Source organism: Aeromonas sp. Y311-2, assembly GCF_027706025.1.
Classification (GTDB): domain Bacteria; phylum Pseudomonadota; class Gammaproteobacteria; order Enterobacterales; family Aeromonadaceae; genus Aeromonas; species Aeromonas veronii.
In genome coordinates this window covers 1-23790 of the sequence record NZ_JAPDCL010000005.1, presented here as the reverse complement: position 1 = coordinate 23790, position 23790 = coordinate 1, and the positions used below count along the sequence as shown (strand labels likewise).

Here is a 23790-nt window from a genome sequence, read left to right as displayed (position 1 = left end):
CGTTATGGAAAAAACGAAAGGGCAACGCAACACGACAGGTGACACAAAAACGGCCACCCCTTGGCAAAGGCAGCCTGCATTCTACTGTGGTGGCCCCGCTATCCTAGGTCGTCTTGACCCTTAGACCGGAAGCTTTGCGTCCCGACTTTTCAATCGGTTTGCCCTTGTCACAACGTTATTTCTGGCGATAAATAATCGCCGATTGACTGTAGGGTAATTCTGATAAGTAAGCAAATCGGACCATTGCCAGCCCACCAGTTACCAACCCCGACAATTACCCACTTTCAAGAAATTAATGTTTAAAAAACAGCCGGATATGCAGACCTAATCTCATCACCTCCAACCAGATACCTCACACCATTTTTTTGATCTGCATCACACCAAATTGAGAAAAATCAATGAGTAAGAACAATATGCGACAAAAGACCCATCTGTATCGCAACTAATGAATTTATAATCGCCGCTTTGCATGGCCAGCAGGTGTCTTCATGCCCAGCGAATTGCCCTCACGCCCCCGGTTATCCAGATACGACAAATTTGTTCGTTTGACGATTTATGCCTTGCCACTGGCCGGGATGATCTGGCTTATCAACAGCCTCAATGGCTGGCAAAGGGCGCCGCTTGCCAGCACCTTGCTAGTCCAGAGCTACCTTATCTGCACCTTCTGGCTCTATCGCCACTACCGCTACCATCTGCACCGCCAGTGGCAGCATCTGAGTGAGGCGCTCAAGATCAACGAAACCACCGCCGAGCTGGCCCGCAACTCGGCGCAATACCAGACCGAAGAGGCCTTTCTGGAGGATCTGCTCAGACGAGCCGTGATGTTGATCCCGGGAGCCGAGATGGGCTGCCTGATCAAGCTGCTGCCGGGCACAGGCATGTTGAGATATGAAGCGGCCATCGGCATGGATCTGGTGAAACTGCGGCGGATCAATCTGCCGCTGGAGCACACCTTTCAGTACAAGCTGACTCAGGGGCGCTGCAACAAAACACTGCTGATCAACGACCTGTCGAAGATAAATGCCACCATGCCCCTGTCCGAACAGGACAGAGATCTGCTGGTCAACTGCACCGACCTGCCCATCCAGGCCACGCTGGCGACCCCGATCCATATCGATGGTCAGCTCTACGGCATGATCAATATGGACAGCAGCAAACGTAATGCCTTTACCCGCTACGACAGCCACCTGATGGCGATCTTGGCGCGGGATATTCGCCACGCCATCACCATCTATCAGCAGTCCCGCCGCATCTATCAGCTGGCCAATACCGACCAGCTGACCGGACTCGCCAATCGCCAGCAATTCGAACTCGCTCTGCAAGCACAACCGGAAGGCACCCTGCTGCTGATCGACATGGATAATCTCAAACAGCTCAATGACAGCAGTGGCCATTTGGCCGGTGATCAGGCCCTGCGCCTTATCGCAGATGGCATACGCCAGCACTTCGGTCAGGGGGTGATTGCCGCCCGCTTCGGCGGGGATGAGTTTGTGCTGCTCACCACTCTGACACCGACCGAACTGCAACAGGCGATGATCAGGCTGACCACCATGCTGGCCAGCGCCTCTCCCACTATCTCGTGCAGCATGGGGATGGCCCCCTATCGCGGCGACTTTGCCGCCGCGTTTGCCAGAGCCGATGCCGACATGTATCAACACAAGCGGCACCACAAAGAGCAGCGTGCGGCACAGATGCCAGCAAGCGGGGAGAGCATTAATCACTAGCCCGGAAGGGCCGCTTTGCAAGCACAAGAGAGAAGCTGGGGGAAACCGGTTGGCAGGCCCGCCAAGATTTGGCTAAGCGGGGAGAAAAAACGGGGCATGACTGGCATACCCCGCCACCATTCAATGCTTATTTACAGCTGGCGGCTCCCACATCCTGCCAGACGTCGTGTTTGCCGGGCTCATTGCCCTTGGTCCAGTACTGCGCCTTCCACTGACGGCCGTTATGGGTGGTGAGCTCGCCACCGTTGTAGGCCACATTGGCATCCCAACCCAGTTGCACCTTGCTCACCAGCAACCACTGATCCGCAGTGCGGCTCGGCTCGTTGCCCTGGGTCCAGTACTTGGCCTGCCATACCAGCTGGTTGTGGCTCACCTTGTCGCCGCTGTTATAGGTGCTGGCCGCTTTCCAGACTGGCCAATTGGCCGCATCCGGATCGGTCGCCGTGCAACCACTACCGTTGCTGACCGGTTTGACCGTCAGACGGGTTGCCGCACTGGCATCCAACCCACCGTCGGAGACGGTGACGCTGAGGTCATAGCCGGTGTCGCTGGTGACGCTCGGGCCGGTGACCACCAGAGTGGCGCTGTTCTGACCCGTTGCGGTGATGCCTGCCGGCACGCTCCACTGATAGGTCAACGGATCACCGTTCGGATCAGAGGCGGTCGCCTTGATGGTCACCAGCTTACCCGCCTCCACAGAGGCCGTGGCAGGTACACTCACCACCGGCGCCAGATTGGCCTGCGGCGCCTTGTTGGTCACCACCACCTGATCCTTGGCACTCAACTGCTGGTCATCGGTCACTGTCAGCTCGAACACCAGATTGATGTCGGCGGACACGGCATCGAGTACAACACGGGCCTTGGCCTGAGTGGCATCGAGCAGGGCAGCCTGCGGGCCGGAGATCTGCTTCCAGCTGTAGCTGAGCGCGCTGTTTTCCGGATCGTGGGAGGCTGACCCATCCAGCGTCACCTCGGTCGGGCCGGTCACCTTGAGGTCACTGCCCGCGTTGGCCAGCGGCGGCTTGTTGGCTGGTGGAGTCGTCCCCTCGCCGTGGCCCAGCCCCTCGTGCATGGCGTTGAGGATGTCGCCGTTGTCGGCATCGATCTCCCATGAGAAGAGGCCACCGAGCTTGTTGGCCAGCACATACTGCCCCTTGGCCTTGACCGAGCGTTCGTTGTCATAGGTGATGAGATCGCCGGTCGCCGCCTTGAACAGATAGGGCGCCTCGGCCACTTCGTCATAGCCCTTCTCCCAGCCCGCCCCCATCCGGTTGTTGACGATGTCGCGGTAATCCACCACCCCGTCCTCCCAGGTGCCTTTCACCTTGCCGGTCGCCTTGCCGGTGAAGGGGTTGCTGCCCTGATAACCGCTCACCCCGGTCCAGCCACGGCCATACATGGCGGCCCCGACCACCAGCTTGCCCGGTTCAACCCCCTGCGCCAGCAGCTGATTGACCGCCTTGTCGGTGGTGTACTTGGTATCGGGATCCCAGCTCGCCGCATAGAGGTTGGTCTGGTGGCCCAGCTCGGTGTTGCTCCAGGCACCGTTGTAGTCGTAAGTCATCATGAAGATGTGATCCATGTAGGGCTGGGCCGCCTTGTAGTCCACATCCTGGATCTTGTCCCCCCCCGCACCAATGGCCGAGGTGAGCTCATACTGGCGCCCGGTTTCGGCCTCCAGCTCGTCGAGCATGGCCCGCAGCTCCTTCATCAGCACCACATAGGTGGCACCATCACTCGGGCTGCCCAGTTTCGGGTTGGCGCCCTGTCCGCCCGGGTACTCCCAGTCGATATCCACACCGTCGAAGAACTTCCAGGTCTGCAGGAACTCTTTCACCGAGCCGACAAACACGTCACGCTTGGTTTTGTCACCGAGGAAGTAGAAGGGGTCGGAGAGGGTCCAACCGCCGACCGAGGGGAGGATCTTGAGGTTCGGATAGGCCTGCTTGAGCGCCATCAGGGCGCCAAAGTTGCCCTTGTAGGGCTCGTCATGGGCAGTGAGGTTGCCTTGCGGCATCTGGATGGCGGCCCAGGGATCGTGCATCGCCACCTTGAAGTCGGCCCGGCCGGCACACGCCCGCTGCAGCGCCTGGAAGCTCCCTTCGATCTCCTTGAGGCTGTCGTTGAGGCCATCCCCGCCGCAGATGGGGGTGAAACCATAGAGGATATGGGTCAGGTTCTGGGCCGGGATCTTGTCCACCGTAAACTTGCGGCCATAGACCCCCCACTCCACGTAGTAAGTACCGACCACCTTGCCGGACTTGTTGGCGTAGGGCTTGTTGTTCTCCTGCAGTGGCGCCTTGAGTGGTGCCAGATGGCTGCCGTCGGTATCGGCGACCACAATCTCCTTGGCATCAGAGAGGGTACAGCCATCGGCGTTGCACAGCGCCACCTGCATCTGGTAGCGCCCCCCTTTCTTCACCTTGAATTTGGCGCTGCCCGCCGCGGCCGAGGGGCCGGACCACACCTCCTGACCATTGAGCAGTACCTTGGCACTCTGGCCCAGATCGCCGCTCCAGAGGTTCCAGTTCACCTCCACATCGGCGGCATCCTTTACCTTGACCAGATTGTTGTAGGCAGTGGCCGCCTGATCGACTTCAACGATGGAAAACTTGGTGGGGCCCCATCCGATGGTGGGCTTGCCGGGCGCCGCAGCATAAGCGGACGAGGCGCAGCACAGACCGACCGCGAGGGCCAGCATGGTAGGCTTTGGACTTAGCATTTTTTATATTTCCCTATTTCGTTATGTTGGCAACGAAAAGGGCTACGCCCTGACAGGTAACGCAGACGGCAGTGCGGCCTCTTGGCAAAGGTGCACAACAACCTGTGGTGGCCCCGCTATCTCAAGTACGGCTCATCCCTGGACCGGAAGCTTTGCGTCCCGATCTTGCGATCGGTTTGCCCTTCGGTTACTTCATTTGCGATGCAAAAAATCGCATCCCGACTATAGAGTGAGCCAATCCGGTCTGCCACTGTCGGCGTTGACCGACAGTGGCAAGCCAATACTGTAACTGGCGGCGATTGCGCAGGGAGATGAAGAGATCTTCGCCAATAAATCTCTGTTTTCGGCATTTATCCATGACCAGGGTCCACGGGATCATTGCGCAGTTTTGTGAGCAGGTTCACGGCTAGCAGCCCCGGCTGCGGCTAGCGCAGCAGCAGACTGTTCATCAGAGCCCGCAGTTTGAGCGGTTTGACCGGTTTGCTGATGTAGCCATACCCCCGCTCGCGGATCTGCACCTGCAACTCGCTCTTGCGATCGGCACTGATGATGATGCCTCCCAGCTCGTCGCCACACACCCGTTGCAGGGCAGCGAGCGCCTCCAACCCGGTCTTGCCATCGTCGAGGTGGTAGTCAGAGAGCACCAGTCTCGGCACAAAACCCTCTGCTACCAGCGCCTCGGCTTCGGCCAGATCGACGGCGCAGCGCACCTCGCAGCCCCAACGGCCGAGCAGGGTGCTCATGGCGGTCAGAATGTCCCGCTCATTGTCGATACAGAGCACGGCTACACCTTCCAGCTGGCTGTCACGCACCACCGGCGCCGCCAACTGATGGGCCGTGACCGGCCGGGTCGCCAGATTGAGGGTCACCGCAAAGACCGACCCTTTACCCGGCCAGCTCTGCAATGTGAGCTGATGACCGAGCACCTGCGAGATGCCGCGGGCGATGGCGAGCCCCAGACCCAGCCCCTGTTCCTTGGCGGTGCGGGAGTGATCGAGGCGGGAGAACTCGTCGAAGATCGCCTCCTGCTTGTCCTGCGGGATGCCGGGGCCGTTGTCCCATACCTCGATGCGGATCTTCTCCCCCATCCGGCGGCAACCGAGCAGCACCCGGCCCCCCGGGTTGTAGCGAAACGCATTGGTGAGGAAGTTCTGCAGCACCCGGCGCAGCAGCCGCACATCGCTGTGTACCGCGTGCTTGCTCTCCACCACCGAGAAGTGGATCCCCCCAGCCTGCGCCAGCACGCCAAACTCCGCCTTGAGGTTGTCGAGCAGATCGCGCAGGGCAAAGTCGAGCTTCTTGGCCTTGAACTTGCCCGCTTCGAGCCGCGAGATATCGAGCAGATCGGTGATGAGATCCTCGGTCGCTCCCAGCGCATCGTCGATATGGCGGGCGATGCGGGCCTGCTCGCCAGCATCGGGCAACATCTCCAGCAGGGAGGAGGTAAACAGCTTGGCGGCATTAAGGGGTTGGGTCAGATCGTGGCTGACCGCCGCCAGAAAACGGCTCTTGGATTGATTGGCCCGCTCCACCTGCTGGTTCACCAGCAGCAGTTGGCGGTTGAGTTCGGAGAGCTCACGGGTACGCTCGGCCACCCGCGCCTCCAGATGTTCGTTCGCTTCGCGCAGCACCCGCTCCGCATCGCGAAACGGCGTGATGTCGGTAAAGGTCATGACAAAACCACCGGCGGGCATGGGGTTGCCCTGCATCTCGATCACCCGCCCGTCCGGGCGCTCCCGCGCCGAGATATGGGCGCTGCCGCGCTTCATAAAGGCGACCCGCCGCGCCACATGATCCTCGATATCACCGGGGCCACAGAGCCCCTGCTGGGCGTTGTAGCGAATGATCTCCTCGATGGGGCGCCCTGCCTGAATAAGCCCGGGCGGATAGTGGAACAGCTCGATGTAGCGGCGGTTCCAGGCCACCAGCCGAAGCTCCCTGTCCACCACCGAGATCCCCTGCCCGATATGCTCGATCGCCCCCTGCAGCAGGCCGCGGTTAAAGCGAAACACGTCGGAGGCCTCATCGACTATGGTGGCGATCTCCTCGAGCTGCATGTTGCGCCCCTGCAGGGCCGAGGCGAGCACCAGCCGTGCCGACGAGGTGCCAAACACCCCCGCCAGCAGCCGCTCGGTGTGGGCAATCAGCTCGGCCGAGGCCTGCATCTGCGGAGCAAGGGTGCCGCCCCGCTCACCGGCGAAGCGACCAAAGGCGCGTTTGACCCGGCTTGAACCGACAAAGCGGGCCGCCAGCATCTCCAGCTCCTTGACCGAGACCCGCGCCTGATAGAGGGCGGCGGTATCGCGGCTCGGCTTGCCGACAAAGTTGGCCGCCTGCAGCCGCTCGCTCACCGCAGGGCGAGACAACAAGGAACCGGCCACATAGCCAAGCAGGTTGAACAGCAGGCTCAGGAAGATGCACCAGGCCCCGAGACTCAGCTCGCGAAATGCGGGCCAGTCCGGCGGCGCCAGCAGTGCTGCTAGCGGTGAACCGGCCAGCAGCCCGCTCTCCACCAGCAGGGTGACGAACCAGAGACTCACCCCAAGGAAGAGACCGAGATAGACCCCCTTGCGATTGCCGTGACGCCAGTAGAGACCGAGCAGCAGGGCCGGCGCAAACTGGGCCACCGCGCCAAAGGAGAGGTAACCGATGCGCGACAAGCTGGTGAGATCGCCGAGCCAGAGGTAGAGCCCCCAGGCCGCCAGCAAGATCAGCAGGATGGCGCCACGGCGCACCTGCAACAGCAGCCGAACCAGCCGCTCGTCGCGCCCCTGCCGCCAGAAGCGACGCAGCAGCACCGGCAGCACCAGATCGTTGCTCACCATGATGGCCAGCGCTATGGTGCAGACGATCACCATGCCGGTGGCCGCCGAGGTGCCGCCGAGAAACGCCAGCATCGCCATGCCATCGAAACCGAGGGCCATCGGCAGACTGATCACATAGGTGTCGGAGGCCATGTCAGCCCCCACCCACTGTTTGCCCGCCAGTGCCAGCGGCCAGATAAAGAGCCCCATCACGAACAGGTAGAGCGGGAAGATCCAGCGCGCCCAGTGCAGATCCTGCCCCTGATTGTTCTCCACCACAGTCACATGAAACTGGCGCGGCAGGCAGATAACGGCGCACATCGCCAACACCGTATAGATGGCAAGCTCCAGCAGGTTGCCGGGGCTCACCGCCACCACCTGTGCAAAGAAGTCGCGGGTCACCTGCTCGTGAGCCTCGCCCGGTTTGCTCAGGATCAGCCAGAGGGCAAAGCCCCCCACCGCGATAAAGGCCAGCAACTTGACCACCGACTCGAAAGCAATGGCCACCACCATCCCCCTGTGGTGCTCGGTGGCATCGAGATGGCGGGTGCCGAACAGGATGCTGAACAGCGCCAGCAGCAGAGTGACCCCGAGCGCCAGCTCGCTGGTATTGCTGGTCGGGCTGATGCCACCGCTGTTGACCATCAGCAGATCCAGCCCGGTGACGATGGCTTTGAGCTGCAACACCAGATAGGGGAGGATCCCCATGATGGCGATGAGGGCGATCACCATGGCAAGCCGCTGGGATTTGCCGTAACGGGCAGCGATAAAGTCGGCGATGGAGGTGATGTGCTCGCGCTTGGCCACCAGAATAAGGCGGGCCAGCAGCCGCCAGCCAAACAGAAAGACCAGCATGGGGCCAAGGTAGATGGGCACCGGCGACCAGGGGGATTCACTCGCCTGCCCCACGGTGCCGAAGAAGGTCCAGGAGGTGCAGTAGACCGCCAGCGACAGGCTGTAGAGCAGCGGTTGCCCCTTGAGACGGTGCCGTTTGTGCTTGTCTGCCACGAAGGCGATCAGAAACAGCAGCCCCAGATAGGTGAGCGACAATCCGATCAGCAGCCATCCCTGGTGCATCGATAACTCCTTGTCCATGTTGAGTTTTTGTATACAGCCTCGCCAGTCTAGAGAGGCTGCTGCCAAAAGTCATCCCCTTCGGACAGATTGAAATTATCGTTTTTCAATAAGTTTTATCTTGACTGCATATCGTAAAACAATAAACATTGCCGATATGAATATTGATAAACGATAAACTTTACCTTTCAGATAAAACCATCACAGTGAGGAATGAGATGATCTCCAACAAACTCGAACGCTCGAGCATGCTGATCGAATGGCTGCTACTGCTGGCACTGCTGGCGACCCCTTTGATCACCTTGTTGGAGGTGTGGACCCCCTTCGGTGGCGCCGATTTTCTGCAGGAGAAGCTCAACACCATCTTGAGCCGCCCCGGCATCAATCCTGCCGACTATACCCTTCACTTCTCCACCCGGCTGCTCGGCACCCTAGTGCAGCTGTTGCCGGATCTGGTCTTTATGATGATGCTCTGGCAACTGCGCCAGCTGTTTCGTGGCTACCGCGCCGGTCTGCTCTTCACCTTCGAGCAGATCCGCCGCTATCGGCAGATCGGACTGCTGCTCTGTACAACCTTCCTGGTCGAATTGATCCTGACCCCCTTGCTGGATACGGTGCTCACCATGAGAGGCCCGGAAGTACTCGGTACCATAGCGCTGAGTACCTCCGATTTCCGGGTACTGCTGGCGGGACTGATCGTATTGGCGCTGGCACTGGTCATGCGCGAGGCCAAACTGCTGGCCGATGAACAGCAACTGACGGTGTGAGGAACGTATGCCCATTATCATCCGACTCGATGCCCTGCTGGCAGAGCGCAAAATGACCGCCCGCGAGCTGGCCCAGCGCATCGACATCACCGAGGCCAACCTCTCGATCCTCAAGAATGGCCACGCCAAGGCGGTGCGCTTCTCCACCCTGGAGGCCATCTGCCGTGAACTCAATTGCCAGCCCGGCGATCTGCTGGGCTACGAGCAGGAGCGCTAACCCTCTTATGAGTCGTCATATCACCCTGTTTGCCCTGTGGCTGCTGCCGCTGTGGGCCTGCGCTGGCAATGACGCGAACGGCCCCCGCTACCTTATCGAGCAGGGCGCCAGCGCCAATGTGCTGCAAGTGCGCCTCACCATGCAGGGCAAACCTCCCTTTACCCTGCTCCCCGCTCGTCAGTTGCCGGGCAGTGCCACGCCGGTTTCCCCCGCGCTGGTCTGCCTTGCAGACAACCAGCCGGTTGCCCTCAACCAGCCCTTCTCCTGCAAAGAGGTTGGCTGGCAGATCACGCTCACACCGGCTCCGGCAGAGGGTGCTGATGCCTCGGCCCAACAGTCGCTTCTGTTCGCACCCAATCAGTGGCTATTGACCGAGTGGGGTAACTTTGTGCGCCAGATGGGGAGTCGCCAAGGAAAGGTTTGTCTGCCGGATGGCAGCTGCCAACCACTGCCGGATGTCAACCAGCCGCCGCTGATCCTGCCGTTTGGTCTGGACACAATGCCCGTCACCAAGCCGGATCCGCGGCTGGTGCTGAGCCATGACGAGACCGCCAACCAGTTCGATCTGCAGGCCTTACAGCAGCAACTGAATGAGATCATCGACTATCTGGCCTTCCAGCTCGATGTGGATCCCCCCACTCACCCGTGGCAACTGGTGTGGCTGGGGCGGGATGTGGCGACCCGATCCCTTGGCGGCGCAGCTGGGGATCAGGTGTTTGTCGCCAACTACCCCACCGAGGCTGGCAAGCCGACGCCACAGGCCCCCTTGCGCCTGCTGCGCACCTCGGCCCACGAGGCGGTGCATATCCTCAGCACTCGCCATACTGCTCCACAACCCACCTGGGTCAATGAGAGCCTCGCCGAGTACCTCGCTATCAAAGCGCTGCGCCGCTTTCGGCTGCATCAAGTCACGGCGGTCAACGAGCTGGCCGAGCGGGGCAAACAGCTGCCCCATAGCGAGAGCGGCCTCTATCGGGCAGCTCGCGAGGTGCTGACGGGCGATCACTCCTACTACCCGCTCTTTTACGTCAAGGGGAGCGCCTTCTGGGAAGCGCTGGAGCGGGAGCTGCAGCACAATGACGTGACGCTGGCCCAACTGCTGCCCCAACTGGGCTGGCTGCCGGATGGCCGCTTTGATGCCGCCTCCAATGAGCTGCTTGCCGGCACCATCGGCTCGGATACCTGGCGCCGCCTCAGCCGCCTCTATCTTGGCGAGCAGCAGTAGCGCCACAAACCGCAGTAACGAAAAAGGGAGAGCCGTGGCTCTCCCTTTTGTTAGGTGATGATTCAAATAGACAAATATCAGGCTGGAGCACTCTCCTGCGCAGACGGCGCAAAGGGGCGCAGCCGCAGGAAGAACACCGGCAAGACCACCAGCACCATCAGGAAGAAGATGCCACCGCCGAGAGGCTCGAACAGCACGCCGCAGAGCGCCATCAGGGCCGCCACCGTCATGCCGAGGCCAAGGGCCGCATAGAGCGCCTGAGTCGGGATCAACTGCTCGGCGGGCAGCTGGCGAGTCATAAAACGCACCGCCCCCAGATGACTCATGCCGAACGTCACCGAGTGGAGCAATTGCCCCAGCACCAGCACCCACAACTCGGTCGAGGCACCCAGCAATACCCAGCGCACCACACAACCGATGGCTCCGGCGATAAAGAGACTCTGGGCGCCAAAGCGCTGCAAGAAACGCTTGTCGGCGGCAAACATACAGATCTCCGCCACCACCCCGAGCGCCCAGAGATAGCCGATGATGGTGCCGCTATATCCTTGCGCCTTCCAGTAGATGGCGCTGAAACCGTAATAGGCGGCGTGGCTCCCCTGCAGCAGCGCTGTCAGCAACAGGAAGCGGCGCACCGACGCGCTGCGCAGGGTTGCCAGCAAGGACGCCTTGGCGCGCTCGCCCTGACTATCCTGTGGCGCCGGATAGAGCGGCAGCCAGCTGAGCAGCAGCATCAGCACCAGCCCCGCCACCATGGTGTGCAAAATCCAGTCACTACCGAAGTTGCCCACCAGCGCCCCCACCAAGGTAGAGGCGACGATAAAGGCAAAGGAGCCGCACAGCCGCACCTTGCCGTAATCGAGGTGCGCCTGCACCACCATGCGGGTCGCCAGCGCCTCCCCCACCGGCATCAGGGTCGGATAGATAAAGTTCGCCAGCAGGGTCAAACCCACCAGCCACCAGAGGTTATGACTGAGATAGAAGCCGAGAAACGCCAGCAGACTGAGCAGGGAGAGCAACCGAGTAACCGGCAGCAGATGGCCCGCCCCCTTGATCTGCCCCATCACCATCAGGTTGCCGGCAAAGCGGATCGCCATCCCCGCCCCCAGCAGGAGACCAATCATCTCGGCGCTGACGCCCACCCCCTCCAGCCAGAGCGACCAGAACGGCAAGTAAGCGCCGTAGACAAAATAGAAGGCGCCGAAAAAAAGCGCTAACCAGGAGAACGCGGGCATAGATCCTCTGCAACCGGATGACGGGAGCAGAATGATAACCCATCCTCCCCCGCAGATCCCGATGGAAACCCCGCGAAGAAATCGAAAAAACTTCAATAAAATTGAACTATTACCGAATAGGCGGGGTCTACCTAGTAACACCTCCTCCTGGTTAGTGTTGCAATCCTTCCACCCGCCTATGGCGGGTTTCTTTTTTTAGGCAAACCTCTGCTCCATCGTCACAACATGGCGGCGACAAAAAAGGGGCCGAAGCCCCTTTGATCATCTGCGTCTGTTGTTTGCTCTTTAGAATACGTATTTGACCCGTGCACTCAGGTTGCGGCCCGGTTCGGTCATCATGCTGTTATCGGAGCCCTCGGCACGACCGGCGATGCGCTCGTAGCTGGTGTACTCCTTGTCAAACAGGTTGAAGACCCCGACGTTGAGCTGCAGGTCGGTCATCGGGTTGAACTGGGCGTACATATCTACCACACCCCAACCGGCGCTCTTCACGTAATCGTTGCCTTTGCTGTCTTTACGGACTTTGTCCATGTCGTCAGCAAAGCGCAGCGCGGTGTTGAAGTTCCATTGGGACTGTTCCAGACGCACACCGATCGAGCCATTGAGCGGGCTCAGGCTGTTGATGTAGTTGCCATCCCCATCCTTGCCTTCGATGTAGGCGAGGTTGCCCCAGACATTGACGATATCGTTGAGCCAGTAATCCGCCTTGGCTTCGACCCCTTTGGTGGTCGCCTTGCTCAGGTTCTGGTACTGGTAGACGGCGGTTCTTCCCTCTTTGCCCACTTCCACCATCTCGATGAAGTCTTCAAACTTGTTGTAGAAGCTGGCTACTTCATAGCTGAAGCCGTTGCTGCTGCCACGTACGCCGAGATCGATGCCGTCGCTGCTCTCCGGATTGAGGTTCGGGTTGGGCTCGATGCGATAGCCGTACGCCTGATGGTTCAGGGTGGAGAAGGCGCTGTCATACATGGGGGCCTTGAAACCGTGGCTGTACTGGGCGAACAGGTTGGCCGCCTCGTGGGCCTTGAACACCAGACCCAGCTTGGGTGACAACTCCCCTTCGGAGAACTTGTGCAGCTTGTCGCCGGTGTAGGCCGGATCGTTGTCCGGGGTCATCCGGTAGTAGTCATAACGTGCACCCGGGGTCAGTACCCAGCGCTCGCCAAACTTGATCTCGTCAAAGGCCCACAGGGCGCTGCGCTCGCTGGTGGTAGCCGGGAAACTCAGCTCGTTGTAGCCGACAAAATCACCGGGAGTCGTCGGCCCCTTGTAACGGGTACGTTCGTTGTCGGTGTGCTCGTATTCAGCCCCCCAGGCCAGGCGGTGGTTGGCGACCGCCTTGTGGAACTGCAGCTGGGCGCCGATGTTCTTCTGATCGAACACGTTGTGATCCAGCGAGTTTTTGGTCACATAGGGGTTGCCGGGGCTGACCGGATACTTGGATGAGGCGTACTGATCCAGCGTCTGCTTGGTGCGGGCAAAGTAAACCTTGCTATCCATCCGATCGGCCCAACCTTGATTCAGCGCGATGCCGTGATCCAGCACCACAGAGAGGTTGTCGGTCTGCTTGTCGGTGATGGGCTGATCAAAGACACGGGCAGTACCGGTACCGACCTTGTTGAGCTTGACCGCATCCGGCTCCTCGCCATCGGTCAGGTAGTCAACGGTCAGCTTGAGGAACTGCTCATCGGAGAGGTTCCACTTGCTCTTGAGCAGCAGGGCGTGGGTACCGATATCGAAGTCGTTTTTGGTGGAGTCGAAATTCTGGGTCACACCGCCATCGCGCCAGGTGTAGCGCAGCAGGTTCTCCACTTCGCCGGTGCGCAGGGCGCCGGTAAAGCCCGCCATCTTCTGGTGGCTGCTGGAGGCGTAACCGCTGGTCACATCCAGATAGCTATCCTTGCCCTTGAGGAAGTCGCTGGCATCCTTGGTGGTGATGGCAATCACGCCACCCAGCGCATCGGAGCCGTAGGCCGCAGAAGCGGGCCCCTTGGCTACTTCTACCTGCTTGATCATGTCGGTATCGAAGTAGCTCTGGCCAACACCGCCCTTGCTGTAGGCATCGTTCTGGCGCACACCGTCGCGCACCACCTTGACCCGGTTTTCCCCCATACCGCGGATGATGAAGGTCTGCGCATCCCCCTGACCGCCGAGCACGGTCACACCGGGTTCGTAGCGGAACAGGTCGGCGACGTTGGTGACGACCTGCTCTTCAATCTGCTTGGCGGTGATCACCGAGATGGGGCCGGAGACATCTTCCAGTTTTTGCTCCATCCGTGAGCCGCTGACGACCACGACTTCATCCGCCTTCTGGGTGGCAGCAAAGACCTGGGAGGAGAGACCGGCCGCCACGGCGAGGGCAACCAGAGAGAGTGCGTTATGATGGGTCACAGCGAATCCTTATTGAGAACTGTTATCAAACAGGCCGCATATTACCCGGCTCTCGACAAAGATCAACAAGAAACGAAATCATTCTCATTTGTTTTGAACCAAATTGGTTTTACACTGTCGCCCTGTGTTGCCCTTATTCTCTATTAGCCCCCCGAGATGCATCGGCATCCGGGCATATCAGCCGTGAGATCCCATGATTAGACGACTTCCCCTGCTCGCCCTGCCGCTGCTGCTGGCAGCCTGTGCCACCCCCACCCAACCGACCCAGTCATCACAGTTGCAGACGCTCTATGACTACCGGCTAAGTAGCGAGGGAGATGCAGACCTGACGCTGGAGCAAGCAATCGCGCGCATTGCCGACGCCGACATCATTCTGGTGGGTGAGCTGCACAGCCATCCCGCCGTGCATCTGTTGCAATCGCGCCTGCTGAGCGGGCTCTACACCGCAGGTCAGCAGCACGGGCGGCCATTGGCCCTCTCCATGGAGCAGTTCAGCCGCGCCGATCAGAAGACGCTGGATGCCTATCTGACGAACCAGATTGGTGAAGCGGCCTTGATCCGCGAAGGCAACGCCTGGCCCAACTATCCGAGCGACTACCGTCCGCTGGTGGAGTTTGCCAAAGCGCACCAGATGCCGATGATCGCCGCCAACGCCCCCAAGCCGCTGGTGAGCTGTGTCGGTCAGGAGGGAGCTAAGTGGCTCGACAAACTGCCAGCCGCACGTCGCAGCCAGCTGGCCCGCCAACTGACGCTGGGGGATGATCCCTATCGCCAGAAATTTATGGCCTCCATGCACCACGGCGATGCCGACAGCAACGCCCGCCGCTTCGCCGCCCAGACCAGTTGGGATGACACCATGGCCGAGAGCATGGTGGATTATCTCGCCAAGCACCCGGGCCAGCAGATCATGCATATCGCCGGCAATTTCCACGTCGAGGGGGGGCTTGGGCTCGCCAGTCGCATCGCTAGCCGCAATCCTGCCCTCAAGGTAGCGCTGGTCGTACCCCGCACAGATGAGACCTCTGTTGCAGATCCCGCAGCCGATGTGCAGGTAACCATCATGCCGCTGCCTAAGCGCTGGCAAAACAGTGACGAGATGAAGCAAGATATGGGCGCGCTGCATCAATCCCGCAGTCGTGACTGCAGCCAGTGGCTGCAACCCTAATCTTCCAGGAAACGGCGGGTAAAATATGGATGTGTTACTGATCATCGATGTGCAGCAAGGCTTGTTCAACGAGCCCCGTTACCGCCAGGAGCAGGTGCTGGCCAATATCAATCGGGCTGCGGCCCATGTCAGGCAGCAACAGGGACGGGTCATCTATATCCAGCATGACTCGCCCCCCGGTACCGAACTGGAACCAGGCACCCCAGGTTGGCAGTTGCACAGTGCGCTGCAACCGGCCAAGGGAGAGAGCCGGGTGCGCAAAACGGCCTGTGACAGCTTTCTCGACACCGAGCTCGCCTTCCTGCTGGCCGAGCAGCCGGTCGATCGACTCATTCTCTGTGGCTGTGCCACCGATTTTTGCGTCGACACCACGGTGCGCAGTGCCGCCTCCCATGGGTACGAGGTGCTGGTGTTGAGCGATGGTCACACCACCGCCGATCGCCCCCACCTGAGCGCGGCCCAGATCACCGAGCACCATCACTGGATGTGGCGCCACCTCAGCCTGCCGGAGGGGCGCAGTGTGACCCTGCTCACCACCGACGAGCTGCTGGCAGTAACACCCGCCCTGCAGCCGTGCTAATCTGCGAGCCTCGCCTCGTTTCTCACTGGAGTCTGTCGTGCGCCTGTTGTCTGCCACCCTGTTGTTGATTGTTCCCCTGCTGTCGGCCTGCTCCAGCTTGCCCGGCCAGAAGTATGACGGGCCGGAACCCCTGTTTCTGACCCACATCAACGAGGAGGGGAGCAAGCGGTTCACCTTTGAAGCCGCGCCCAACGACACCTTGCCGCGCGGCCTCTCGGCGGCCCAGAGCCAGCGGCTGCTGGAACAGCGGGAAGCCTTGCAGGAGAACCTGCTGACCGAGACTCTGGCAACCAAGCAGTATTGTCGCCAGGGCTACATAGTGCTGAGCCAGACCTCCTGGAAGGTGCGGGGAGAGTGCAACGAAACGGCCACTGACGCCGATCGTCGCGCCTTTCCCAACAAGGCCTCCTGGCAGGATTGAACAGGCCTGATGAAATAACGCAATAAAAACGGGCAGCCCAGTGGCTGCCCGTTTTGTTATGACGGCTGTCGTGGTCGACAGAGATTATCAGACCGGCGCATCGGCCGGGCTGGTGAGCTCGGCACCGTTGTCGATGCGCTTGTGCCCCTCCACCAGATGGACGAAATCCACCAGCTCGTCACCGGAGACCGCGAACGCCTGGCCGAAGCCCTTGACGAACAGCCCCTGCTCCGGCTTGAGGCGGAACAGTTTGAAATCCTTGAGGTTGGAGAGACCCTTGATGATCTCGCCAAAACGCCCCTCCAGCGCTGCGACCGCCTTGCTCCAGCGAGCGTCGTCACGGGCCACCACTTCGGCTACCGCATCGAAGGTCAAGCGCTTGCGGGCAAACAGCTCGCGGGCACCGCTCTCATCCTCGATCAGCATCAGGGATACTCGCGGCACCTGTTGCAGGTTGCGGGCGTGGCGAGCGATCTCGGAGATCAGCACATAGTAGCCATCTTCCTGCAGCACGAACGGGGCATAGCTGGCGTTGGGATTGCCTTCGCCATCGACGGTGGCGAGCTGCAGGGTACGGCAGCTGTCGCGAAACTCGCGGATCTCCGGTTGCAGGCGGTTCTGCAGACGCTCCTGACGTTCACTCATGCTTTGACTTCCTCTTGAGAGTTGTGGCGCAACGCCATGAAACGGGTGACCTGATCGGCCAGCAGCTGGCGTTTCTCGTCGCGACCCAGATAGACCTTGAAAATGCAGCGGCCGGAGTGACCGAAGAACTGGAAGGAGTGCCCCTCCTTGCCCATGAACAGCTTGCTGACCAGCGCAATCCCCGCCACGTTGTCGAGCTTGAGGTGACCATGCAGCTCACCGTCGCGGCCCATCAGGTTGTAGTAACCGCGTGCGTCCTTGCCTTTCGGGAAGGGGGCTTTTACCTCGAAGATGGAACCTTCTGATTCGACGATGGTGGTCACCGGGCCCCAGTCGGCCAGATCTTCCAGCAGACCTTGTGCGCGATCGGCGGGTAGCAGGGTCACCAGCTCGGCGGGCAGATGGCGAACCACCTCCCATTCGCTGATGGCAAGCTGGGCCGCCAGGGTGGACGGATGAGCGCCGGGATCCTGCTCCAGCAGCGCGTGAATGCGTTGTGCAATGCTCATGTTTTCTCCCTCTGCGGGACCATATTGTCCCGCTGTTTATCATGGCGGCTACTCTAATAAAGCACCGAAACCAATGCAATTGATAATTGCTATCATTATCAGTGCATTTTTTCCAAAGCCTTGATATTCTCGGCGGCACACCCGTTTCATTCACCCCTTCGGAGGTTAGCATGGGCCGTCGTCTTGCCCTCGCCATCACCCTGCTCTGCAGTTCACTCTCTCCCTTCTCTGCCGTTGCCGCCGACGGACAGAAAGAGCGTATCGTCAGTATCGGCCCGGCCACTACAGAACTCATTCTGGCCCTTGGCGGTGAATCGAGCCTGATCGCCACCGATGTCAGCAGTCCCTTGCCAAAAGGGTTGCCCAAGGTGGGTTATCACCGGGCACTGGCCGCCGAAGGGATCCTGAGCCTCTCCCCCACCCGACTGGTGGGCAGTGACGAGATGGGGCCGGCCCCGACCCTGGATCAGCTGCGCCGTGCCGGGGTCAAGGTGGAGGTGCTGGATACCGCGCCGACTCTCGCCAACCTCAACCAGCGCATCGACACCCTCTCCAGCCTGCTGGGCGATAAAGCAGCTGGCGATCGCCTAAAGGCAGAGATCCAGGCCCAGACCGATCAGCTGGCGGCGCAAGCCAAACAGAACAAACCGCTCAAGGTCGCCTTCCTGCTGCTGCACAAGGGGCAACCCACCAGCATCGCCGGGGGTGACACCACTGCCAGCGCGCTGATCTCGCTGGCAGGCGGCATCAATCCGGTCGCCGAGTTGCGCAACTACAAGCCGGTATCCGCAGAATCCCTCATCGAGATGCAGCCCGATCTGGTGCTGGTCAGCGGTCGTGACTGGCAGCAATATGCCGATCCGGCCAAGGTGCTGGCGGAAGTGCCCGCCCTGGCCGCCACCCCGGCTGGCAAGCGTAACGCCATTCACGCCATCGACGGCCACGCCCTGCAAGGGGGCCTGAGCCTCAACTCCCTGCAACAGGCGAACCAGATCGCCCAGTGGATCAAGCAGGGGTCATGATGCGGTTACCCCTCTCCTGGCTGCTGGCCTTTACCACAGCCGCACTGGCACTGTTGCTGCTCGGTTCGCTGGCAACCGGCCCCATGACCCTCACCCTGGGCGAGAGTCTGTGGGCGCTGTTTGCCGGGCAGGAGAGCGGGATTGAGTCACACAAGCTGCTGATCGTGCAGGAAATTCGCCTGCCGCGTACCCTGCTCTGCATCGCAGTGGGGGGGATCCTCGGGCTCTGTGGCGCAGTGATGCAGGGGCTGTTTCGCAACCCCCTGGCTGACCCCGGCATCATAGGTGTCTCCGGCGGTGCTGCGCTCGGCGCGGCGCTCGCCATCGTGCTACTGGCCCCCCTCGGCCAGCATCTGCAAGCCACCATCGGGGTTGGTCTGCTGCCGCTGCTCGCCTTTCTCGGCGGCGCGCTCACCACCACCTTGGTCTATCTGCTCGGCACCCGTGAGGGGGGCACCTCAGTCACCGTCATGCTACTGGCCGGGGTCGCCATCACGGCGCTCTCCGGTGCAGTGATCGGCCTGCTCACCTATCTGGCGGACGATCAGATGCTCCGCAATCTGAGCCTGTGGCAGATGGGCACGCTGGCGGCAGGCAAACCGGCCGATGTGGCGCTGGCCCTGCTCACCCTGGTGGCCCTGCTGTGGCTCTTTATGCGCGATGCCAATCCACTCAACGCCCTGCTGCTGGGTGAAGGAGAGGCCCGTCATCTGGGGGTCAATGTGCAATCCCTCAAACGTCGCCTGATTTTGCTCACCGCAGCGGGCGTCGGGGTGGCGGTGGCGGTATCGGGGATGATCGGCTTCGTCGGGCTGGTAGTGCCCCATCTGGTACGCCTGCTGGCGGGCCCCAACCATGTCAGGTTGCTGCCGCTATCGGCCCTGCTTGGCGCCGCCCTGCTGCTGGCAGCCGATATGCTGGCACGCACCCTGCTGGCCCCGGCCGAGCTGCCGGTGGGCATCATCACCGCCCTGCTCGGCGCCCCCTTCTTCATCTGGCTGCTGGTAAAAGGCCGCCGCGCCCTGTGATACGGACTGTTATGCAACCACTCTCATCCTCACTCTCCGCCCCCCTGTTGAGCTGCAGCCGACTCAGCCTGCGCCGTGGCCAGCGCCAGATCCTGGATGGGCTCAATCTCGACCTCGAGAGCGGTACCCTCACCGCGCTGCTCGGCCCCAACGGGGCGGGCAAGAGCTCGCTGCTCAAGTGCCTGACCGGCGAGCTGGAATATGAGGGTTCCATCACCCTGTTTGGCGCGGATCGCCAGCAGTGGGACAGCAGCCAGCTGGCCCACCGGCTCGGGGTATTGCCGCAAAGCTCCTCCCTCAACTTCCCCTTTCTCTGCGAGGAAGTGGTCGCCATGGGACGCTTGCCCCACAGTGAACCGGCGGCGCGGCGCGACGAAATTGTGGCTGCGGCCATGACCCATGCTGGAGTCGAGCATCTGGCCAAGCGGCTCTATCCCGGGCTCTCCGGCGGCGAGCGGCAGCGGGTGCAGTTTGCCCGGGTGCTGGCGCAGATCTGGCAGGCCCCCTCTCCGACCGAGCAGGCCGAGCAACCCCGCTTGCTGCTGCTCGACGAACCCACCTCGGCGCTGGATCTGAAATACCAGCACCAACTGCTCACCATGGCGCGCGCCCTGGCAAGCCGCAATACAGCAGTGCTGGTGGTGCTGCACGACCTCAATCTGGCGGCGCGCTATGCCGATCGGCTGGTGATGCTGGAACGGGGCAAGCTGATGGCCGATGGCACACCTGCCGAGGTGCTGACCCCCGAGCTGATCGCCCGGCTCTATGACTATCCGGCACAGGTGATCCACCACCCCGAGAGCGGCCTGCCGATGGTGGTGTGACAAATTCAGAGTGCGGTAACGGCTGGAAGCGCGCTATTCATCCCGGAAACTGCAGCGTATAAACCGGTTTTTCACACCCCATATCGCCCTGCTAACATTCATCATCGCCAGCTATGTGGTGTGAATATCCTCACACTTTGCTCAGGCAAAATCCCCGCAGCATCGCCGTCTACTTATAATGGCGCCGCCTCACAGAAGGCATAACTCATTGATGCTACGGAATAATTACAATGAAAAATATCAACAAGACCCTACTGGCTGCCGCCATTTCCCTCGGGATGCTGGCTGGCTGCAACAGCGACAACGACTCAAAGGCAGCTGATCCCATGGTTCGTTTTGCCACCTTCAACCTCTCTTTTGACCGCACTGCCGCCGGTATGCTGACTGGCGAGCTGGCGCTGACCCGCACCGAGCAGGATGCCCTGCTGGCCCGCCTCGCCGAAGGGAGCCTGAGCGGCGCCACGGAAACCAAAGCCAAGAACGTGCAGCAGATCCGCAACGTGGCGGAGATCATCCAGCGCACCCGCCCGGATGTGTTCCTGCTCAACGAGTTCGACAACGACGGCAAAGGCGAGAGCACCGCCGATCTGAAAGCCTTCAACGACAACTATCTGGCCCACGCCCAGCACGCAGAGGTGACGGCCATCAGCTATCCGGTGATGCAGAATTTCGCCACCAACACCGGCCTGATGAGCGGTTATGACCTCAATCTGGATGGCAAAGTCAACAGCGGCCCCGACGATGCCTGGGGCTTTGGCAACTACCACGGCCAGTATGCCTTTGCGGTGATGTCCAAATACCCCATCGACACCAAGCAGATCCGCACCTTCCAGAACTTCAAGTGGAAGGATATGCCGGGCGAGCAGAATCCCATCATCGATGACTGCAACAATCCCAAGGTCAAGATCCCGGCCAGCCGCCAGTGTGGCGATGCCTGGTATTCAGACGCAGCCTGGCAGCAGTACCCGCTCTCCTCTAAGAACCACGCCGATGTGCCGGTACGCATTAAGACCGAGAAAGGGGAAGAGGTGATCCACTTCCTGATCTCCCACCCGACCCCGCCGATCTTTGCGAACGCGGCGCGTCACACCGTCAAGCACAACCGTGCCGAGATCGCCTTCTGGAACGACTACGTCAAGGGTCTCAGCTACATGACCGATGACAAGGGCACCAAGGGTGGGCTGGCCAAAAACGCCAAGTTCGTTATCGCAGGCGATCTCAACGCCGATCCGCTCACCGGTGACGGCGACCTGACCGCCATTCAGGATCTGCTAAACAACCCGCTGATGAATCAGGCCATCACCAATGGCACCCTGATCCCGGTCAGCGAAGGGGGCCCGGAGTGTGTCAGCAAAGGGGCCGACTGCAAACGCAACCTCACTCGCCCCAACCCGGAACGGATCACCAACTCCAGCGTGCTGCAGCTGGATCACGTCATCCCCTCCGCCAACCTCAACGCGGTCAAGAGCGGCGTCTTCTGGCCTGCCAGCTTCGAGGCCGGTTATCACCTGGTCTATGATGCGAAACTCGGCATCGCCAAGGGAGTCAGTTCGGATCACCGCATGGTGTGGGTCGATCTCAAACTCGACTAACTCTGCCATGACCCCGCTGCGGCGGGGTCTTTTATTGGCGATGGTCAGCGAGCGAAGCGCTGCTTATTAATCCACCTGTTGGCATTGAGTTATCCATCCATAACGCATCCATAGCCGTTGAATGGGCCTCGCGATCACAGAACCGCCGCGCCAATGGTGGTAGCATGCCTCCTCTTGCTATCCGGCCGCACGGCGGATCCGGTGGCCCTCCCTCCTCCGCTTTCACTTTTTGAGGAACGATTTGATGGAACTGCTTCTGCTTAGCAACGGTAAAGCCAACGAATTTCCGGGTCTGCTCGGCTGGGCCCGAGATCGGGTTCAAAGCCTGCTCGTGCGCAAACAGGTCAAGCGCATCCTGCTCATCCCCTACGCGGTGATCCGCAGCGACTGGGATGCCCGCGCCAACGAACTTACCGAGAGCCTCGGGATCGAGACCATCAGCATTCACCACTTCGATGATCCGGTCGCAGCCGTCAATCAGGCCGACGCCATCTTTGTCAGTGGCGGCAACACCTGGCGCCTCAACCAGATGCTGCATGAAAACAGCCTGATCGTGCCGATCCAGCGCGCCGTGCGTGAGCGGGGCGTCCCCTATGTGGGCTGGAGCGCCGGTTGCAACGTGGCGACCCCGAGCATCCGCACCACCAACGACATGCCGGTCTGCAACGCAGCCGTACTGCCAGCGCTGGGGCTGTTCCCGCTGCAGATCAACCCGCACTATCTGGACGCCAGCATCAGCGGCCACATGGGCGAGACCCGCGACGAGCGTCTGGCCGAATTCTGTGCCATCAACCCGAGCGAATATGTGGTGGCTCTGCGCGAAGCGAGCCTGCTACAGATCAGCGGCGATACCGTTGAGTACTGGAGCGCCCGCGAGCAGGACTTCAAGATCTTCAAACACGGTCAGGAGCCGCAAGCCTTTATGGACGCCGCCCCGCTGGCCGAGCTGACCCCCTTCAAGGTCGGCTAAACCACGAAGAGCGCCGAACCACTGGCAGGCAGATGGCTCACAGCAACGTAGAAACAAAAGAGGGATGGCTCGGCGCCATCCCTCTTTTTTCTCCTTGCCTGTTAGCCGGTTGTAGCCTGACTACTCCCCCTGCAGGGTCACCAGCACCTTGCGGGCGCCGCCATCGACACGATGCTCGCCAATGCAATACCCCCGAATGACCAATCTCTTGACACGATGAGGATCCACGGAAAGACACCTCATTCCGGTATAAGCTGCATGTCAAAACAAGTTGTCATGAATTTGACAAAAACTTGACAAGATATGTCAAATTTTACATTTAACATTTCGACTCTTAACTGACAGCTTAGAGCTATCACTGCTAACAAAATACTTCTACAAAACGCACACACTACACCGAGCAAGCCAGCGCTTCAGTGTTCAGGAATGGTAACAAACTGCAACCCAAAACGAATTTATCATTTACCAAGACAGCCTAACCCCTCATAAATTTGCTTTGCGATACAGCGGTAATCACTCAATGCTCATAGTTCCCGATTCCTCTGTATGCCCCGGTGACGCTATATACTAAAAATCAGTTCCATGAAAATTGATACATAGGGTTAGACGTTACAAGAGAGCGTATCTATCACCAGTGAAATGATAATGAGAAAACTTCCTTGAGGAACGTATTGCACCTATTACTCAATGTGTTAGGATTAATAAATTTCATTAATGACAGCAAACTCATGACTACAAAAACAATTAATAGAGAAGCAGCAAAAACATCTGGTAGCGGATTACTATTCCAACGAGTCAGAGCAGGGCAAGATCGCGAACGTTTTTTAAGCAGGGCACGAGGATTTGACCGACCGAACAGGGTGTGATCTTATACTCTC

18 protein-coding genes and 2 riboswitches are annotated in these 23790 nt (G+C 60.2%); of the genes, 12 read left to right on the top strand and 6 right to left on the bottom strand.

Going from position 1 to position 23790, the window contains the following annotated elements; genetic code table 11:
- Positions 1 to 85: 85 nt before the first annotated feature.
- Positions 86 to 173, bottom strand: a riboswitch (cyclic di-GMP riboswitch).
- 372 nt (positions 174 to 545) lie between these two features.
- On the top strand, positions 546 to 1724 hold the full coding sequence (locus OKC42_RS06575) for a sensor domain-containing diguanylate cyclase (RefSeq protein ID WP_270819276.1): 1179 nt from the start codon (positions 546 to 548) through the stop codon (positions 1722 to 1724).
- A 127-nt stretch (positions 1725 to 1851) separates the two neighbouring features.
- Here OKC42_RS06575 and OKC42_RS06570 read toward each other — a convergent pair whose 3' ends face one another.
- Positions 1852 to 4446, bottom strand: coding sequence for a glycosyl hydrolase family 18 protein (locus OKC42_RS06570; protein WP_236268819.1), 2595 nt, complete (start codon positions 4444 to 4446; stop codon positions 1852 to 1854).
- Between the two features lie 103 nt (positions 4447 to 4549).
- Positions 4550 to 4637: riboswitch (cyclic di-GMP riboswitch) on the bottom strand.
- A gap of 234 nt (positions 4638 to 4871) precedes the next feature.
- The gene (locus OKC42_RS06565) at positions 4872 to 8327 is read right to left on the bottom strand and encodes a hybrid sensor histidine kinase/response regulator (RefSeq protein WP_270819274.1); all 3456 of its coding nucleotides are present in this window, start codon (positions 8325 to 8327) and stop codon (positions 4872 to 4874) included.
- 215 nt (positions 8328 to 8542) lie between these two features.
- Here OKC42_RS06565 and OKC42_RS06560 point away from each other — a divergent pair, with 215 nt between their 5' ends.
- The 3 genes from OKC42_RS06560 to OKC42_RS06550 are packed head-to-tail and all read left to right on the top strand — an operon-like array spanning position 8543 to position 10533.
- Positions 8543 to 9091: a DUF2975 domain-containing protein gene (locus OKC42_RS06560; RefSeq protein WP_270819273.1), complete on the top strand. Its 549-nt coding sequence runs from the start codon at positions 8543 to 8545 to the stop codon at positions 9089 to 9091.
- A 7-nt stretch (positions 9092 to 9098) separates the two neighbouring features.
- Positions 9099 to 9308 carry a helix-turn-helix domain-containing protein gene (locus OKC42_RS06555; protein WP_005348179.1) on the top strand — a complete coding sequence of 70 codons (210 nt, stop codon included), beginning with the start codon at positions 9099 to 9101 and terminating at the stop codon, positions 9306 to 9308.
- A gap of 7 nt (positions 9309 to 9315) precedes the next feature.
- Positions 9316 to 10533 carry a hypothetical protein gene (locus OKC42_RS06550; RefSeq protein WP_270819272.1) on the top strand — a complete coding sequence of 406 codons (1218 nt, stop codon included), beginning with the start codon at positions 9316 to 9318 and terminating at the stop codon, positions 10531 to 10533.
- A 77-nt stretch (positions 10534 to 10610) separates the two neighbouring features.
- Here OKC42_RS06550 and OKC42_RS06545 read toward each other — a convergent pair whose 3' ends face one another.
- Positions 10611 to 11765, bottom strand: coding sequence for a 3-phenylpropionate MFS transporter (locus OKC42_RS06545; RefSeq protein ID WP_213386645.1), 1155 nt, complete (start codon positions 11763 to 11765; stop codon positions 10611 to 10613).
- A 285-nt stretch (positions 11766 to 12050) separates the two neighbouring features.
- Positions 12051 to 14156: a TonB-dependent hemoglobin/transferrin/lactoferrin family receptor gene (locus OKC42_RS06540; protein WP_005354204.1), complete on the bottom strand. Its 2106-nt coding sequence runs from the start codon at positions 14154 to 14156 to the stop codon at positions 12051 to 12053.
- A 193-nt stretch (positions 14157 to 14349) separates the two neighbouring features.
- Here OKC42_RS06540 and OKC42_RS06535 point away from each other — a divergent pair, with 193 nt between their 5' ends.
- The 3 genes from OKC42_RS06535 to OKC42_RS06525 are packed head-to-tail and all read left to right on the top strand — an operon-like array spanning position 14350 to position 16322.
- Entirely contained in the window at positions 14350 to 15321 is a 972-nt protein-coding gene (locus OKC42_RS06535) for a ChaN family lipoprotein (protein WP_270819270.1), read from the top strand.
- 25 nt (positions 15322 to 15346) lie between these two features.
- Positions 15347 to 15901: a cysteine hydrolase family protein gene (locus tag OKC42_RS06530; RefSeq protein WP_005348211.1), complete on the top strand. Its 555-nt coding sequence runs from the start codon at positions 15347 to 15349 to the stop codon at positions 15899 to 15901.
- A 37-nt stretch (positions 15902 to 15938) separates the two neighbouring features.
- Complete coding sequence (locus tag OKC42_RS06525; protein WP_005335256.1) at positions 15939 to 16322, top strand: hypothetical protein; 384 nt, start codon at positions 15939 to 15941, stop codon at positions 16320 to 16322.
- An 87-nt stretch (positions 16323 to 16409) separates the two neighbouring features.
- Here OKC42_RS06525 and hutZ read toward each other — a convergent pair whose 3' ends face one another.
- Both hutZ and hutX read right to left on the bottom strand, forming a co-directional pair.
- On the bottom strand, positions 16410 to 16967 hold the full coding sequence (gene hutZ, locus OKC42_RS06520; RefSeq protein WP_005335257.1) for a heme utilization protein HutZ: 558 nt from the start codon (positions 16965 to 16967) through the stop codon (positions 16410 to 16412).
- Positions 16964 to 17476 (bottom strand): heme utilization cystosolic carrier protein HutX, encoded by a 513-nt coding sequence (gene hutX / locus OKC42_RS06515; RefSeq protein ID WP_005362516.1) that lies wholly within the window; start codon positions 17474 to 17476, stop codon positions 16964 to 16966. Before hutX ends, hutZ begins: the two co-directional genes overlap by 4 nt.
- A 170-nt stretch (positions 17477 to 17646) precedes the next feature.
- On the opposite strand from hutX, the gene OKC42_RS06510 reads away from it, so the two are divergent.
- From OKC42_RS06510 to pepE, 5 genes are all read left to right on the top strand, one after another.
- Positions 17647 to 18498 carry a heme/hemin ABC transporter substrate-binding protein gene (locus tag OKC42_RS06510; protein ID WP_042080088.1) on the top strand — a complete coding sequence of 284 codons (852 nt, stop codon included), beginning with the start codon at positions 17647 to 17649 and terminating at the stop codon, positions 18496 to 18498.
- Positions 18495 to 19526 (top strand): FecCD family ABC transporter permease, encoded by a 1032-nt coding sequence (locus OKC42_RS06505; RefSeq protein ID WP_270819269.1) that lies wholly within the window; start codon positions 18495 to 18497, stop codon positions 19524 to 19526. Before OKC42_RS06510 ends, OKC42_RS06505 begins: the two co-directional genes overlap by 4 nt.
- Before the next feature lie 11 nt (positions 19527 to 19537).
- Entirely contained in the window at positions 19538 to 20350 is an 813-nt protein-coding gene (locus OKC42_RS06500; RefSeq protein WP_075115017.1) for a heme ABC transporter ATP-binding protein, read from the top strand.
- A 230-nt stretch (positions 20351 to 20580) separates the two neighbouring features.
- Positions 20581 to 21942, top strand: a complete 1362-nt coding sequence (locus OKC42_RS06495) for an endonuclease/exonuclease/phosphatase family protein (protein ID WP_270819266.1) — start codon at positions 20581 to 20583, stop codon at positions 21940 to 21942.
- Positions 21943 to 22186: 244 nt separating this feature from the next.
- Positions 22187 to 22912, top strand: a complete 726-nt coding sequence (gene pepE, locus OKC42_RS06490; protein ID WP_236376612.1) for a dipeptidase PepE — start codon at positions 22187 to 22189, stop codon at positions 22910 to 22912.
- Positions 22913 to 23790: the final 878 nt, after the last annotated feature.

Coding starts and splice junctions, on each gene's coding strand:
- OKC42_RS06570 (WP_236268819.1), bottom strand. CDS start 4,446: ATGCTAAGTCCAAAGCCTACCATGCTGGCCCTCGCGGTCGGTCTGTGC.
- OKC42_RS06565 (WP_270819274.1), bottom strand. CDS start 8,327: ATGCACCAGGGATGGCTGCTGATCGGATTGTCGCTCACCTATCTGGGG.
- OKC42_RS06560 (WP_270819273.1), top strand. CDS start 8,543: ATGATCTCCAACAAACTCGAACGCTCGAGCATGCTGATCGAATGGCTG.
- OKC42_RS06555 (WP_005348179.1), top strand. CDS start 9,099: ATGCCCATTATCATCCGACTCGATGCCCTGCTGGCAGAGCGCAAAATG.
- OKC42_RS06550 (WP_270819272.1), top strand. CDS start 9,316: ATGAGTCGTCATATCACCCTGTTTGCCCTGTGGCTGCTGCCGCTGTGG.
- OKC42_RS06545 (WP_213386645.1), bottom strand. CDS start 11,765: ATGCCCGCGTTCTCCTGGTTAGCGCTTTTTTTCGGCGCCTTCTATTTT.
- OKC42_RS06535 (WP_270819270.1), top strand. CDS start 14,350: ATGATTAGACGACTTCCCCTGCTCGCCCTGCCGCTGCTGCTGGCAGCC.
- OKC42_RS06530 (WP_005348211.1), top strand. CDS start 15,347: ATGGATGTGTTACTGATCATCGATGTGCAGCAAGGCTTGTTCAACGAG.
- hutZ (WP_005335257.1), bottom strand. CDS start 16,967: ATGAGTGAACGTCAGGAGCGTCTGCAGAACCGCCTGCAACCGGAGATC.
- hutX (WP_005362516.1), bottom strand. CDS start 17,476: ATGAGCATTGCACAACGCATTCACGCGCTGCTGGAGCAGGATCCCGGC.
- OKC42_RS06510 (WP_042080088.1), top strand. CDS start 17,647: ATGGGCCGTCGTCTTGCCCTCGCCATCACCCTGCTCTGCAGTTCACTC.
- OKC42_RS06505 (WP_270819269.1), top strand. CDS start 18,495: ATGATGCGGTTACCCCTCTCCTGGCTGCTGGCCTTTACCACAGCCGCA.
- OKC42_RS06500 (WP_075115017.1), top strand. CDS start 19,538: ATGCAACCACTCTCATCCTCACTCTCCGCCCCCCTGTTGAGCTGCAGC.
- OKC42_RS06495 (WP_270819266.1), top strand. CDS start 20,581: ATGAAAAATATCAACAAGACCCTACTGGCTGCCGCCATTTCCCTCGGG.
- pepE (WP_236376612.1), top strand. CDS start 22,187: ATGGAACTGCTTCTGCTTAGCAACGGTAAAGCCAACGAATTTCCGGGT.